We start from the raw sequence: 15,505 nt of genomic DNA, 5'->3' as shown, positions 1-15,505 counted from the left end.
CTAAAGTTAAATTGACAATAATATAAGATTGAAAATAGAGCTACTTCTTAAAATAATATTATTTTTGCAGCGTAAAACAATTAATTTTTTACGTTATTAAATTAAGTTCTTTGTAATTATGCTAAACAGAAGACATATTCGTGTAAAAGTTATGCAAACGTTGTATGCTTTTAGAGGTAATGAAAGTGACGACTTTAGTAAAGATCAAAAATTTTTATTGTTTAGCATTGATAATATGTACAATTTGTACCTTTTACTAATCTCATTACTTTTAGAGGTTAGAAAAAGAGCAGTGACCGATTTACAAAAGAAGCAACAAAAACTTCTTGCTACCAAAGAAGATAAAAATCCTAATAGAAAATTTATAAACAATCAGTTACTTGAATTGTTAAGTAATGATTTAGAACTTAAAAGCCAGTTAGAAGCCTATAAAATTAATAACTGGCAACTTGACAATGAGTATATTGAAGTTATTTTTAAAGCTATAACCTCAAGTGAATTGTATCAAGAATATATGCAGACTAGAGTTTCTGATTTTAAGGAAGATAAAGCCTTTGTGGTAGATGTTTTCAAGGATATTATAGCGCCAAATGAAAAGCTTTATGACTATATAGAGGACAAGAACCTAACCTGGTTAGATGATCTTCCAACAGTAAATACTACTATTCTTAAACTTTTAAGAAAAACTAAGCTTACAAATACGAAACATCATTTTACACCTAAATTGTATAAAGAGGAAGAAGATCAACAATTTGCTGTTAATTTATTTAAAAAAACACTACTTAACCGAAGTTTGATAAACAAAGACATAGAGCAAAAAACTAAAAATTGGGATGCAGACCGAATAGCAGATATTGATTACACATTGATGCAAATGGCTATTTGTGAATTAAAAGATTTTCCATCAATACCTGTAAAGGTTACCATTAATGAGTATTTAGAAATTGCTAAAGAATATTCAACACCAAAGAGTAGTATATTTATAAATGGCATTTTAGATAAACTCGTAAAAGAATATCAGCAAGCTGGAAGTTTGAAAAAGATGGGGCGTGGTTTACTATAAAATCTTGTTAAGAAGCCTTTAAAAAATTTTTAATCGGTTAAATAATTAGTACTTTTACGCCACTTAACTTAAAAACTTATAATAATGAAGAAACTAATATTAGGTTTAAGTGCTATATGTTTAATAGCCTTTACTTCTTGCAAAGAGAATGCGGCCAAAAAGATTGATCAAAGTAATATTGCCGCTGCAGCAGAAAGAGATGCTAACGCCTCAAAATTTCCTGTGATAGAGTTTGACAAAACAGAGCATGATTTTGGTGAAATTGAAGCTAAAAAATCGGTGACAACTGTTTTTAATTACAAAAATGTTGGTGATGCCCCATTGGTAATTACTGATATTAAAAGTTCTTGTGGCTGTACAGTACCACAAGATTGGAGTAGAGATCCTTTGGCTCCTGGTGATTCTGGAGAGTTTTCTGTAACTTTTAACGGTAGTGGTTCCAATAAAGTGTCTAAGACTATTACAGTTACTGCCAATACTGAAAAGGGAAAAGAAACTGTAAAAATAACTGCATTTGTAAAAACAGACGCAAATGCTAATAATAATGTTACAAAAACGGTTGTACAATAAATTATAAAAAATGGGAGAAGGAATTGGGGCATTTATGCCATTTATTTTAATGTTTGTAGTAGTGTACTTCTTTATGATTGCACCGCAAATGAAACGTGCAAAAAAAGAAAAGAAATTTGCTGCAGAACTTAAAAAGGGAGATAGAATAATTACCAAGAGTGGTTTGCATGGTAAAGTTTTAGAGCTAAATGATAAAGACGGGACTTGCATCATTGAAACCATGTCTGGAAAATTAAAACTTGAGCGTTCATTTATTTCAATGGAAATGAGTGGTAAATTGAATGCACCTGCTAAATAGAAAATCTCAACTAAAGTTATAAATTGAAAAGGCTTCCTAGGAGGAAGCCTTTTTATTTGCTGTTAAAACCAAACTATCGTAATAAATCTTCAACAGAGAGGTAACGCTCTCCAGTGTCGTAGTTCATGGTTAAAACAATTTTTCCTTTATCAATATCTTTTAACTTTTTTCTAACAGCGGCTAAAGAAGCTCCAGTAGAAATTCCTACTAGAATGCCTTCTGTTTTTGCAATCTTTTTAACTTCTAAAAAAGCTTCTTCTTTAGTAATTCTAATAGCACCATCTATTAAGTTTTTTTCAAAAACCTCGGGTATAAATCCAGGACCTATACCTTGTAGTGGATGAGGTCCAGGTTCATCACCAGATATAACAGCAGAATCATCAGGCTCAACTGCAAAAACTTTTAAATTTGGAAGTTTATCTTTCAGTACTCTAGACATTCCAGTTATATGGCCACCAGTACCCACTCCAGTAATTAGATAATCGATACCATCGGGAAAGTCATTGGTTATTTCAATGGCAGTAGTTTTTTGATGAATTTCAGGGTTGGCAGGATTAGTAAATTGAGAGGGCATCCAAGCTTTATCATTGTTGGACACTAATTCATCGGCTTTAGCCAGTGTACCACCTAAACCTTCTTCTTTTGGTGTTAGTACAAGGTTGGCTCCGTATGCGGCCATTAAAGAACGACGTTCAACAGACATAGATTCTGGCATCACTAAAGTAAGGTTATACCCTTTTACAGCAGCTACCATGGCTAAACCTATACCTGTGTTTCCAGATGTTGGTTCTATTATTTCGGTATCTTCTTTAATAAGACCCTTTTTCTCGGCATCTTCAATCATAGCAATCGCTATTCTGTCTTTAATGCTGCCGCCTGGATTTGCTTTCTCAAGCTTCATCCAAACATTAGCTTCCGGAAATAGCTTATCAAGCTTTACAACAGGGGTGTTTCCTATACTCTCAAGAATGTTATTGAATTTCATGATTTTTTTATTAGTTATTATTGGTTGACTCTATTTTAAGAAATGGGTACATTGCATTAAAATATTCCCAATCTTATATGGCTCTGATTTAAACTAATTTGAACTATTTATAAATCTGGTTTATGTTTTTTAGCTGTTAACTCTGTTATTTTGCAAATCACTTCAGTAGCTTTAATCATGCTTTCTGCAGGAACGTATTCATAGCGACCATGAAAATTATGACCACCTGCGAAAATATTAGGACATGGTAAGCCCATATAACTTAATTGGGAACCATCAGTACCTCCTCTAATGGCTTTAATTATTGGCTGAACTCCCACTTGTATCATGGCTTCTTCGGCAATATCGACAATATGCATAACAGGTTCTATTTTTTCTCTCATGTTATAATATTGATCTTTTATTTGTGTGGTAATAATTTCACTTCCATATTGAGAATTGAGTTCATTAGTAAGGTTTTGCATAACTTCTTTTCTCGCTTCAAAGTGTTTTTTATCATGGTCTCTAATAATGTATTCTAGAGTGGTTTCATCTACTTCTCCTTTAACTGAACATAGATGAAAAAAGCCTTGATAGTCTTCTGTATGTTCTGGAGTTTCCATTCTTGGAAGTGAATTAATAAACTCAGTAGCTATATACATAGAGTTTACCATTTTACCTTTGGCGTATCCTGGATGCACAATTTTACCCTTTATTTTTACAACTGCTGCCGCTGCATTAAAGTTTTCATATTCTAGTTCCCCAATTTGACTACCATCCAGAGTATAAGCCCATTCTGCTCCAAACTTTTTAACATCAAATTTGTGTGCACCTCTACCAATTTCTTCATCGGGTGTAAAACCTACTCTAATTTTACCATGCTTAATGTCTGGGTTTTTAATTAAGTATTCCATGGCTGATACTATTTCACAAATACCAGCCTTGTCATCGGCTCCTAAAAGTGTTGTTCCGTCTGTAGTAATTAATGTTTGTCCAATATATAAGCGTAGGTCTTCAAAGTAATTAGGCGAAAGTACAATTTGCTCTTCTTTATTGAGTAAAATATCGCCTCCCAAATAGTTTTTATGTATTTGGGGTTTTACGTTAGCACCTGTAAAATCTGGTGACGTATCAAAATGTGCAATGAATCCAATTGTAGGTACTTCATGCTTTACATTAGTTGGTAATGTTGCCATGACATAAGCATTTTCATCAATACATACATCTTGCATACCAATAGTTTTTAACTCTTCAGTCAATTTGTTGGCCAAATCCCATTGCTTTTTTGTACTAGGAGTGGTGTTTGAGTTGGGGTCAGACTCGGTGTCTATGGTAACGTAACTTATAAATCTCTTAATAATTTGTTCTTTAGAAATCATCTATATTTTGAGTAATATTTGAAGATGCTTGAAAGTAAAAATAGTAGTTCTTAGGAATCCCTAAGATACAATTTTAAACGTTTTCATTTTATAAATCACATCATTTTTTATTTAGATTATTTCGGAGTATTTTTGCACAAATAAAAGAGATGTATAAATTACTCCTTCGCCCTATATTCTTTTTATTCGATCCCGAAAAAGTTCACCACTTTACATTTTCTTTAATAAAGTTTACATCTAAAATACCTGGAATTCTCACTATATTTAGAAGTTTATATGTAATGGATGATAAACGTTTAGAAAGAAATTTGTTTGGACTAACATTTAAAAACCCTGTAGGTTTGGCAGCAGGGTTTGATAAAAATGCAATTTTATACAATGAATTGGCAAATTTTGGATTTGGTTTTATTGAAATTGGCACTGTTACACCAAAGGGACAATCAGGTAATCCTAAAAAGCGTTTGTTTAGATTGAAAGAAGATAAGGGGATTATAAACCGAATGGGTTTTAACAATGAAGGTTTAGAAGCCGCTATAGAACAATTAAAGAAGAATAAGGGAGCATTGATAATTGGTGGGAACATAGGAAAAAACACGGCCACCAAACCTGAAGATTATACTAAAGATTATTTAGAGTGTTTTAATGCATTGCATCCTTATGTAGATTACTTTGTGTTGAATGTTAGTTGTCCTAATGTTGATAGTCATGCAAAATTAAATGACAAAGCGTATTTGGAAGAATTAATATATGATGTACAAAAAGCTAACGCTACCTTTGAAAAGCAAAAGCCAATTCTTTTAAAAATTGCACCAGATTTAAATGATGGTCAACTAGATGAAATTATAGATTTAGTTAAGGACACCAATTTGGATGGTGTTATAGCCAGTAATACATCGGTTGATAGAACAGGTTTAAGGGCATCACAAGAAATGCTTAAAGGCATTGGAAATGGTGGGATAAGTGGACAACCCATTAAAGAAAAAAGCACTAGAGTTATAAATTATCTTGCTACAAAAAGTAATAAAGGTTTTCCTATCATTGGTGTGGGAGGTATTCATTCTGCAAAAGATGCTTTAGAAAAATTAGAAGCAGGAGCAGATTTGGTTCAAATTTACACTGGATTTATTTATGAAGGCCCTAGTTTGGTAAAGCAAATTAATAAAGCTCTATTGAATAATTAATTTTTGAATTCTGCTAAAGCCGTTTACCTCATTGAATTTAATTAAATAGATTCCTGACTTTAGATCTGATAAGTCTAAATCTAAAGCCTTTTGATATTCCATGTAAAAAGTTTTACTAAGCTTTCCTAAGACCGAATAAATTTCAATACTTTTCAGTTCTATGTTTTGTGGGTTAGAAATGCTAACCAAGTGGTTTGCTGGATTTGGATAGAAACTAATATTATTTAATTCATTGTTAGAAGTATTCAAAACCTGCTTCAATGTAATAGTGATGGTGCCTATTTTCTTTTCGTTAAAAGGAGTCATGTTAGACCTACTTGTAATAACACCTCTAGGATTGGTTTCTGGATTACTTAACGAGTATCCAGAGCCATCTTCAGTGCCAGCATCATAAGGAAATAAATCTATGGTTGCAGAAGTCACCCAAGAGCTACCATTTCTCAAATTATAACTGTTTATTGCTATAAACCAATCTGGTGTTGGGGCTATCATGGAAGCAAGTGTTAACAACGGATAATTTTCGTTTACTTCTAAATTATTAACAGAGATTGTGCCTTTAGCACTTGCCAAGTCACCACCGTTGATAAATTGATTAGCATCAGGATTTGACGTAATTTCAGTTTGAAATGTGGAAAAAGTGCCCGTTTCTGCAACCAATTCAACTCCAGCCGAAGCCATTTGCCCCATTTCTAAAAAAGTATTAGTTGTTGCATGGGTAGCGCCAACTAATGGCGACCAATGTGCATTACTTGGTAAGCTTACAGTACTACAGCCGTTTAAGGGATCATTAGTTTCTGAATCCCAATCACTTTCAAAAACAATATCGTAATTAGCAATACTTTGACTGAGTATTTGAGACGAAATAAACAGAACAGTAACAAAAAATAAAGTAGTTTTTCCCATGGTAAGTATTTTAGATGATAAGTCTTAAAGGTTATAATTACCTTACAAAAAATAATAGTACTTTTAGCTCTGAATTAAACCAATTGATGTTAAACAAAATCAAAATAATTGAGTGTCCGCGTGATGCTATGCAAGGTATCAAACAGTTTATACCTACTGCTCAAAAGGTGCAATACATTCAGGCATTATTACGGGTAGGTTTTGATACCATTGATTTTGGAAGCTTTGTGTCTCCAAAGGCTATTCCTCAAATGAAAGATACTGCCGAAGTATTGTCGCAATTAGATTTGAGTAAAACTACGAGTAAACTTTTGGCTATTGTGGCCAATTTGAGAGGTGCTCAAGATGCATGCCGGCACCCTGAGATAACATATTTGGGTTATCCATTCTCAATATCAGAGAATTTTCAAATGAGGAACACGCATAAAACTATTGCGCAATCGGTTGATATTCTAAATGATATTCTTGAATTGGCAGATAAGAATAACAAGGAACTAGTAGTTTATATCTCTATGGGATTTGGAAACCCTTATGGAGACCCTTGGAATGTTGATATTGTTGGGGAGTGGACAGAACGTTTAAATAACATGGGTGTTAAGACATTGTCTTTAAGTGATACCATAGGCAGTTCTACGCCCGATAGTATCACATATCTATTTTCAAATTTAATTCCAAACTACCCACATATTGAATTTGGAGCGCATTTACATACCACACCCAGTTCATGGTTTGAAAAAGTAGATGCGGCTTTTAATGCCGGCTGTAATCGTTTTGATGGAGCCATTCAAGGGTTTGGTGGTTGTCCCATGGCCAAAGACGAACTTACCGGTAATATGCCTACAGAAAAATTACTTTCTTATTTTACTTCAAAACAGCTTAACAACTTAAATGCTTTAAGTTTTGAGAGTGCTTTTAATGAAGCTTCAAAAATTTTCAAAAATTATACATAGAAAAAGGCGCTTTTATCTAGCGCCTTTGATTCTTTTTGTTTTATGATGTAGATTTTAAAAATTAAATTCTAATCCACCATAAGCCCCAAACGGGTGTCCGGGTCTTAATCCAGCAGGAACTCGAGATGCGGCATATGTTTCGTCTAATAAGTTTATAATATTCCCGGTAATACTTAAGTTTTTTGTTAAGTGATACTTTCCAGAGAAATCTATTATAAAGTTTGATAGCACTCCATTTTCAGAGGTAATATCTCCAGTTCCAGCAATAGTTCTAAATGCACCGTTATAACGGCCATTAAGGTTTAATACAAAAACTTTATGTTCAAGAGACACAGAGGTGTTAAACTGATGTTTAGCAATATAAGGTATTTCATCGCCTTTACTCACTTCTCCCCAAAGATCTTCATCACTTCCAAAGCTTGATAAGAATTCTGTATCTGTGTAAGTATAACCAAATGTAATTGGCAAATTGAAGCTGCTATTTGTAGATAGGAACTCATAGTTAAGTAATAATTCTAAGCCCTTTACAGCAACTTCTCCTGCATTAAATTGGTCTAAAGTTCCAGTTCCTCCAGAGGCTGCTAAATCACTGCCTAACAAGTTGCTATAATCATTGTAAAACAATACGACATCACCTCTAATGCCATTATAACTAAAACGGGTACCCAGTTCATAGTTTATACTTTCTTCTGCTTTTTGACCAGGAGAACTTCCAGGAGGAGAAAAACCTTTGTGAACACCGCCATAGATTGATGCTAATGGACTAAAGTTAAAATTAAAACCAATTCCAGGAATGAATATGTCTATATTGTTTTCTCTAGTACTTAAGTTTGTTCCTGTTCTTGCTCCATCATTTTTTCCAAAGTCTTCCCTTTCTAATGAAATATTTTCATATCTAATTCCAGGTGTAAGAGTTAGCTGATCATATTTTAATTTATATAATAGAGAACCTGCAAAAGCTTTGGCACTACTAATTCTGTTAGCATCACTACCCGGAGTACCTGCTGATGTAAGATTCATTTCACCATTCATGATGTTATAACCATCAACCCATTGAAAACGGTCTTCTTCATCATAATGATATCTAAAGCCAATCTCTAAATCGTGAAAAACGTTATGGGTGGTCCAATGTTGATCTATTTTCATTTGAATACCTTTAGATACATAGCGTCTATTATTAGCTTTTAAAACTATGGCGTCATCATCAGAATTTACACTACCATTAACAATATCAAAATGGTTTGGGTATACCTCTGGGGCGTCAACAATTGATGAAATACCAACTTTATCTCCATTAAAAACAATATCATTTAGTTTGTACCAATTTCTTGAGAACCCATTATAATAAGCATCTGTACTAATTCTAAATTGCTTAGAAAACTCCAGTTCATGACTAACCATAAACTGTATATGATCATTAGTCATTTTATCATCTTGAGAGCTACTATATCTGCTAAAGGGATTAGTTTGAAAATCGTTTTGTGATAATCCAAGATACGTTTCGTTAGATACCTCGTCTGAATATTGAAACTTAAAGTTTAATTGTTGCTTAGTTTGAGCCTCTGAATTTGAATTCAGTCTAAATTTGGCTACAACATCATTTTTATCGAAACCAGTATTGCTTCCATCGGGTAAATTTTTGAATCCATCAGAATTAAAATTCAAGAACTCTAGAGTATATCCAAAGTTATTTTTGCTATCACCAAGTTTAGTATGAATTTGGCTAGTATTAAAACTTCCGTAGCTAGTTTTTATACCTCCTTTAAAACTTTTAGGAATTTGAGTGCTCACAAAATTAATTGCACCACCAGTAGTAAAAGGCCCATATTGAATTTGACTACTACCTTTTAGTATTTCTACGGCTTGCATTCTAGCAACCGATGGGAAGTAATAAGCTGCTGGAGCACTGTATGGAGCCGGAGCGATTAGAACACCATCTTCCATAACTGAAATCTTAGCACTACGCTCTGGAGATGTTCCTCTTAAACTAATATTGGGTCTTAGACCAAACCCATCTTCTTCATAAACATTAACACCTGGAACCGTTCTGAGAATTCTGGAAATATCTGTATAGTTAAATTTTGCTAGCTCTTCTGGTGAAATATAAAAGGATGAACCAGTTCTGTTTTTTGCTTCGTATTTATTACCAAAAATTACTTTTGTGCTTATAAGTACCTGGTCAAGTTTTTGAATCGAATCGTTAGTTTTTACTTTTTTCTGTGCGTAAATAGCAGGAGAGAAGATTAGTAGAATTAAAAGAAATCTGGCTTTCATTTTATTTAGACTTATTAAAAATAATATTTTATTTACGAAGCAAAAATAGTAACTAGAAACACTTTTACAAACTTTATTTAGAATAAATAAAAATAAAATTTTTAATATATTGATTTATAGATGTATAAAGACTACTATAACTTTTCTATATTTTCATTAAACTTTTTACTGTTCTTTTAGTCTAAATCACAACTAACCCAAACAGATTAAGATTGAAAGCTCTAACTCTTTTAGTAGTACTATCATTCTCAATATCAATATTTGCACAAAAGTTTACTTTAGAAGGTGTTGTTGTAGATAATGAGGAGAATAAATTAGAAGCAGCTACGGTATTTTTACAGAGTGTTCAAGATAGTCTTGTACTAGCTTATGGCATTACCAATAAGGATGGGCAGTTCTCTATTAAGGTAAGTACCGAAGAAGCATCTGCAGTGATATTAAATGTAGGGTATTTAGGGTATAAACCTTATTCAAAAAAAATAGAGGTTCCCAAATCTGATACTTGGAATGTAGGGTTTGTAACACTTGATGAACAAATTGAAGAGCTAAACACAGTTTCTGTAATTGCTAGGGCAGCACCCATTGTTATAAAAAAAGATACCATAGAGTATAATGCCGATAGCTTTAAAACCTTACCAAACGATAGGGCCGAAGACCTGCTTAAAAAACTTCCAGGGGTAGAAATAGATATTGATGGTAATATTACAGTTAACGGGGTAGATGTTGAAGCTGTTAATGTGGACGGTATGCGCTTTTTTGGAGAGAAAAAAGGAGACATAGCATTAAAAAACTTACCAAGTAGTGTTATAAGTAAAGTTCAGGTTACCGATTTTAAAACGAATATGCAGAAGTTTACGGGAGAAGAATCAGATTCTGGTACCAAGGAAATAAATTTAAAAATCAAGAAAGGAAAAAATACGGCGTTTTTTGGTGATTTAAATGGGGGTTATGGTACCGATGAAAAATACCAAGCCAATGTTAATTTATTTAAGTTAATTGACGGTAAACAATTGGGTTTTGTCTCTGGCTCTAATAACATCAATATGAGGAGAGGTTTTAATGCGCTTCCCAACGCTCAATCAAGTATTGGTTATATAGAATCTGATTTTTTGGGTACTAATTACACTAAAGGTAGGTGGAACGAAACTAGAGTAAATGGGAACTATCGTTTTAATTCAAGTAATGTAGATAATGCTCAAAAGCGTGTAAGGCAAAACTTCTTACCCAATTTAAATTACACATCAGAGACTGAGAGTGAAAGTTTTAGGGATACAGATAATCATATAGGTAATTTCGATTTGAAATATATTATAGATTCCAAGAACGAATTCTCAAAAAATAAAGTGCAACTCTCTAATGAGTTTGATTTCAACTCTAGTAACGCTGATGCTTTTTCACAATCAAGCACAAGTTCAAGATCTAATAATGGCGATTTAATAAGCGATGTAAACTCTAACAATCAATCTACTTCGGGTAATAATGAGATAAAAAACCAAATTGGAATTATATCTAGAACAGGTAAGGGGACTGATTTCTTCACCTTAAATCTAAATACAAACTTTAGTAAGTCTAACATAGAATCCCAAAATTATTCTGAAAATATACTTTACGATAGAAATAGAACTAGAATTCAAGACCAAATAAGATTGACAGAAAACACGAATACCAATATTAATTTTAACGGTATGTGGTTTAAACAATTGTTTGATAATTTCAGATTAATTCCAAAGTATAACGCTAATATAAATCATAATAGCAATGAAAAGTATGTTTATGATTTTAATGAAGCGGAAGGCGATTATACTAACTTTAATGATTTGCAAAGTTTTGATAGCGAATATGTAACCACCACTATTAAACCAGCCCTAAGGCTAAGATATGATTATAATAACCTACGTTTTGAAATTGAAGGCGCATATACCAACACTTATAGAAAATATACAGACCAACTAATTGAGGCTCGTAATTTTAAAGCAGATTTTGAATATTTTACATATTCTGGTAGAATTAGATATAGAGATAAAAATGGGTATAAAAATGTAAATTTAAATTACAGGCAAAACGTAGACTTACCATCGGCAACACAACTACAACCCGTTGAAGATGTGAGTAATCAAATTCATATTAAAATTGGAAATCCATTTTTAAAACCAGAGGTTAATCATATTTTGGGTTTTGAGTATCAAAATAATTTAGCATTTCACAATATAAATATTACTGGAAACGCAAGAGCGCAATTTGTGGAAGATAAAATTGTTAATTCAACCGTTACTGATGAAGATTTAATACGAAATACAACCTATACTAATGTTAATGGTGATTATACTTTAAGTGGTAATACAGCTATATCAAAATCTTATTTTAATAAAAAGACCAATTTAAATTTCAATTTAAGGTTTTTTGCATCTTACAGAAATAATATTTCGTTACAAAATGGTATAAGGTTTGTGTCAAAAAATACCACTTTAAGACCTTCAGCTTCCTTTCGATATTCCTATGACAATAAATTAGATTTAAGCGCAACATATAGTTATTCTAAGAATGATAATGTTTTTGATACCGATATATTTAACGATAACCACTTTTTTGTTCAAAATGTTAATGTTGATGCCACTATTTTCTTTTTAAAAAATGCATTTTTTGCTAACAAATTATCTTATAGATACAATAGTAGGGTTGGAGACGAATTTGATGGAGATGCTGTTTTTTGGAATGCTGGTTTGGGTGTGCAACTATGGGATGATAAAGGAACCTTAACACTGGTGGGCTATGATGTTTTAGGAAAAAATAATGGTTTTAATAGATCCGTTACAGAAACGTATATTCAAGATGTAGAAAACAGAATTTTAGAACAGTACTTTATGGTAACCTTTGTTTTTAAATTTGGTAGAATTGCCGGTCAAAATATGAATAAAAGACCCAGAGGAATGGGGCAAGGACAAGGACAAGGATTTGGAGGTGGTAGACGTTCTGGTGGGGGTATGCGTAGACGCTAAAATTCTCTTTAGCATACTTAACATTTTTTTGAGGTTTTAATTCATTAATAAATTGTATATTTGCACGCAATTATAACGTAATTGCACATGACTGCACATGAAAACAAGATAGTAGGTGAAGGTCTTACCTACGATGACGTCCTTCTAGTTCCAGCATTTTCAGAAGTACTTCCGCGTGAAGTAAATATTCAAACCAAGTTTACGCGTAACATAACCATTAACGTACCTATTATTTCGGCAGCAATGGATACCGTTACTGAAAGTAAAATGGCTATTGCTATGGCACAAGAGGGTGGCATTGGAGTTCTTCATAAAAACATGACCATTAAAGCACAAGCAGATAAAGTAAGGCGGGTAAAACGTGCCGAAAGCGGAATGATTATAGATCCAGTTACTTTACCTTTAACGGCTTTTGTTGAAGATGCTAAACGCGCTATGAAAGAGCATGGTATTGGAGGCATTCCTATTGTTGATGAGGAAGGTACTTTAAAAGGAATTGTGACCAACAGGGATTTGCGTTTTGAACATGATAGTAAAAAACCTATCGTTGAGGTTATGACAAGTGAAAATTTGGTAACATCAGCGGTTGGTACTTCATTAAAAGATGCGGAAGCTATACTTCAAGAACATAAAATTGAAAAATTACTTATAGTTGATGACAACTATAAACTATCAGGTTTAATTACTTTTAGAGATATTACTAAATTAAGTCAGAAACCAATAGCCAATAAAGATCAGTACGGACGTTTACGAGTAGCTGCAGCTTTAGGAGTTACTGGTGACGCTGTTGAACGTGCCGAGGCACTTGTAAAAGCAGGAGTAGACGCGGTGGTTATTGACACAGCTCACGGACATACTAAAGGGGTAGTGACCATTTTAAAAGAAGTAAAAGCTAAATTCCCTAAATTAGATGTAGTTGTTGGAAACATTGCAACTGGTGCTGCAGCAAAGTATTTAGTAGAAGCTGGAGCAGATGCCGTTAAAGTTGGTATAGGACCTGGTTCTATTTGTACTACACGTGTGGTTGCAGGTGTTGGATTTCCACAATTTTCTGCCGTTTTAGAAGTTGCTGCAGCTATCAAAGGAACAGGTGTGCCTGTAATTGCAGATGGTGGTATTCGTTACACGGGAGATATTCCTAAAGCTATTGCTGCTGGAGCCGATACTGTAATGTTAGGTTCGTTGTTGGCGGGAACTAAAGAATCCCCTGGTGAGACTATTATTTATGAAGGGAGAAAGTTTAAATCTTATCGTGGTATGGGGTCTGTAGAAGCTATGAAGCACGGTAGTAAAGACCGTTATTTCCAGGATGTTGAAGATGATATTAAAAAGTTAGTACCAGAAGGCATTGTTGGTAGAGTACCTTATAAAGGTGAATTGAATGAAAGTATTCATCAGTTTGTAGGGGGCTTACGTGCTGGTATGGGATATTGTGGAGCGAAAGATATCGAAACATTAAAAGAATCTGGACAGTTTGTTAAAATTACAGCCAGTGGTATTAATGAGAGTCATCCACACGATGTTACCATTACCAAAGAATCACCTAATTATTCAAGGTAGATTTAAGATAAAAAAAAAGCTGCAATTGAATTGCAGCTTTTTTTTGCTATTAGAATTTACTATTATTCTAGTATAGGTTTTCCTATATCATTAATTTCATCCATATCAGGAGCTTTAGGGTCTGGCCCATATTTGTTAGGACCAATATTTCCGTTTTGAGCCATAAAGATTAATATAATTAGACCTCCTATGTAAGGGATAAAAGAAATAAGGAAAAACCATCCACTTTTTCCAGTATCATGTAATCTTCTAACACAGACAGCAATGTAAGGGATGAACGTGCCCAATCCATAGATGATTAAAGGAATCATGCCTGTAAAAGATTCTGAACTGCCAGATAAGAAACCAGAAATAAATGCTAGAATAAATATAATTATTATGTGAAATAGGTAAAACATCCAAAACTCTTTTCTTCTTGCTCTGCCGTTAAAGTTGGCGTAGTTGTCTTTAATTACTTTTAAATACCAATTCATATTATGTTAGTGTTAATAGGTTAGAATTTTAATACAAAATAAATATCTATTTTAAAATTGAATTAACAAAATTGGGGATGGTTTCAATGCCTTCATTGGTAACATGTTTAACAAAAGCACTACCAATAATAGCTCCCTTGGCGTATGTGGTTGCTACTTTAAAAGTACTATTGTTACTAATTCCGAAACCAACAATTTGCGGGTTTTTCAAATTTAAATCATTAATACGCTTGAAATATTCACTTTGTTCCTCACCAAAACCAGATTTTGCACCGGTTGTACTAGCGCTACTTACCATATAAATAAAACCGTCTGAAACTGAATCGATGTATTTGATTCGCTCATCACTAGTTTGTGGTGTTATTAAAAATACGTTTATAAGTCCGTAGCTGTCAAATATTGCTTTGTATTCTTCATGATAAACATCTACAGGTAAGTCTGGGATAATTAAGCCATCAATGCCTATATCCTGACATTTTTTACAAAAATCTTCAACACCATATTGTAGCATAGGATTGAAATACCCCATAATAATTAAAGGGATATTAACCGTTTCTCTGATATTTCTTAACTGATTAAAAAGAACTTCGGTAGTCATGCCATTTTTTAAAGCCTTTGTTGAGCTATCCTGTATGGTTGGACCATCTGCTAAGGGGTCACTAAAGGGCAGGCCAATTTCAATCATGTCTACACCATTATTCTCTAACTCTTGAATAATTTTAACAGTATCATCTAAATTAGGATATCCCGCCGTAAAATATATAGAAAGAAGTTTTTTGTCTTCCTTTAACTTTTCTTGAATGCGATTCATTTTTTCTGTCATTCCTGCGAAGGCAGGAATCTATTTTTAGTTATACTTAGTTTTTAGTGGATTCCGCATCAAGTGCGGAATGA

The 15,505-nt window shown here is 33.2% G+C and carries 13 protein-coding genes; 7 read left to right on the top strand and 6 right to left on the bottom strand.

The genetic code is table 11. The features are described 5' to 3' along the window. The first annotated feature begins 118 nt into the window (after positions 1-118). The 3 genes from nusB to yajC all read left to right on the top strand — a co-directional run bounded on the left by nusB (position 119) and on the right by yajC (position 1,931). A complete protein-coding gene (gene nusB, locus E1J38_RS00380) occupies positions 119-1,063 on the top strand; it encodes a transcription antitermination factor NusB (RefSeq protein ID WP_255449743.1) in 945 nt (314 codons plus the stop codon). An 84-nt stretch (positions 1,064-1,147) separates the two neighbouring features. Beyond that, positions 1,148-1,633: a DUF1573 domain-containing protein gene (locus E1J38_RS00375; protein ID WP_133355007.1), complete on the top strand. Its 486-nt coding sequence runs from the start codon at positions 1,148-1,150 to the stop codon at positions 1,631-1,633. 10 nt (positions 1,634-1,643) lie between these two features. Beyond that, positions 1,644-1,931 carry a preprotein translocase subunit YajC gene (gene yajC, locus E1J38_RS00370; protein ID WP_133355009.1) on the top strand — a complete coding sequence of 96 codons (288 nt, stop codon included), beginning with the start codon at positions 1,644-1,646 and terminating at the stop codon, positions 1,929-1,931. A gap of 73 nt (positions 1,932-2,004) precedes the next feature. On the opposite strand, the gene cysK is transcribed toward yajC, so the two are convergent. Then, positions 2,005-2,916 carry a cysteine synthase A gene (gene cysK / locus E1J38_RS00365; RefSeq protein ID WP_133355011.1) on the bottom strand — a complete coding sequence of 304 codons (912 nt, stop codon included), beginning with the start codon at positions 2,914-2,916 and terminating at the stop codon, positions 2,005-2,007. A 107-nt stretch (positions 2,917-3,023) separates the two neighbouring features. Then, positions 3,024-4,274: a peptidase T gene (gene pepT, locus E1J38_RS00360; RefSeq protein ID WP_133355013.1), complete on the bottom strand. Its 1,251-nt coding sequence runs from the start codon at positions 4,272-4,274 to the stop codon at positions 3,024-3,026. Between the two features lie 149 nt (positions 4,275-4,423). Here pepT and E1J38_RS00355 point away from each other — a divergent pair, with 149 nt between their 5' ends. Continuing rightward, positions 4,424-5,455: a quinone-dependent dihydroorotate dehydrogenase gene (locus E1J38_RS00355; protein ID WP_133355015.1), complete on the top strand. Its 1,032-nt coding sequence runs from the start codon at positions 4,424-4,426 to the stop codon at positions 5,453-5,455. Here the strand turns inward: E1J38_RS00355 and E1J38_RS00350 are convergent. Next, entirely contained in the window at positions 5,441-6,358 is a 918-nt protein-coding gene (locus tag E1J38_RS00350) for a spondin domain-containing protein (protein WP_133355017.1), read from the bottom strand. The genes E1J38_RS00355 and E1J38_RS00350 overlap by 15 nt on opposite strands. Positions 6,359-6,444: 86 nt before the next feature. Here E1J38_RS00350 and E1J38_RS00345 point away from each other — a divergent pair, with 86 nt between their 5' ends. Then, complete coding sequence (locus E1J38_RS00345; protein ID WP_133355019.1) at positions 6,445-7,308, top strand: hydroxymethylglutaryl-CoA lyase; 864 nt, start codon at positions 6,445-6,447, stop codon at positions 7,306-7,308. A 54-nt stretch (positions 7,309-7,362) separates the two neighbouring features. On the opposite strand, the gene E1J38_RS00340 is transcribed toward E1J38_RS00345, so the two are convergent. Then, the gene (locus E1J38_RS00340; protein ID WP_133355020.1) at positions 7,363-9,582 is read right to left on the bottom strand and encodes a TonB-dependent receptor family protein; all 2,220 of its coding nucleotides are present in this window, start codon (positions 9,580-9,582) and stop codon (positions 7,363-7,365) included. A gap of 212 nt (positions 9,583-9,794) precedes the next feature. On the opposite strand from E1J38_RS00340, the gene E1J38_RS00335 reads away from it, so the two are divergent. After that, a complete protein-coding gene (locus tag E1J38_RS00335) occupies positions 9,795-12,578 on the top strand; it encodes an outer membrane beta-barrel protein (RefSeq protein WP_133355022.1) in 2,784 nt (927 codons plus the stop codon). Positions 12,579-12,665: 87 nt separating this feature from the next. Next, the gene (gene guaB / locus E1J38_RS00330) at positions 12,666-14,138 is read left to right on the top strand and encodes an IMP dehydrogenase (protein ID WP_133355024.1); all 1,473 of its coding nucleotides are present in this window, start codon (positions 12,666-12,668) and stop codon (positions 14,136-14,138) included. Between the two features lie 62 nt (positions 14,139-14,200). On the opposite strand, the gene E1J38_RS00325 is transcribed toward guaB, so the two are convergent. Together E1J38_RS00325 and trpA are read right to left on the bottom strand one after the other, a co-directional pair. Continuing rightward, positions 14,201-14,611 (bottom strand): DUF805 domain-containing protein, encoded by a 411-nt coding sequence (locus E1J38_RS00325; protein WP_133355026.1) that lies wholly within the window; start codon positions 14,609-14,611, stop codon positions 14,201-14,203. Positions 14,612-14,657: 46 nt separating this feature from the next. Then, positions 14,658-15,422 (bottom strand): tryptophan synthase subunit alpha, encoded by a 765-nt coding sequence (gene trpA / locus E1J38_RS00320; RefSeq protein WP_133355028.1) that lies wholly within the window; start codon positions 15,420-15,422, stop codon positions 14,658-14,660. Positions 15,423-15,505: the final 83 nt, after the last annotated feature.

Source organism: Seonamhaeicola sediminis, from assembly GCF_004358095.2.
In the GTDB taxonomy this organism is placed as follows: Bacteria; Bacteroidota; Bacteroidia; order Flavobacteriales; family Flavobacteriaceae; genus Seonamhaeicola; species Seonamhaeicola sediminis.
Note: the sequence above shows the minus strand (reverse complement) of the source record. Positions and strands in the feature narration are given on the sequence as shown.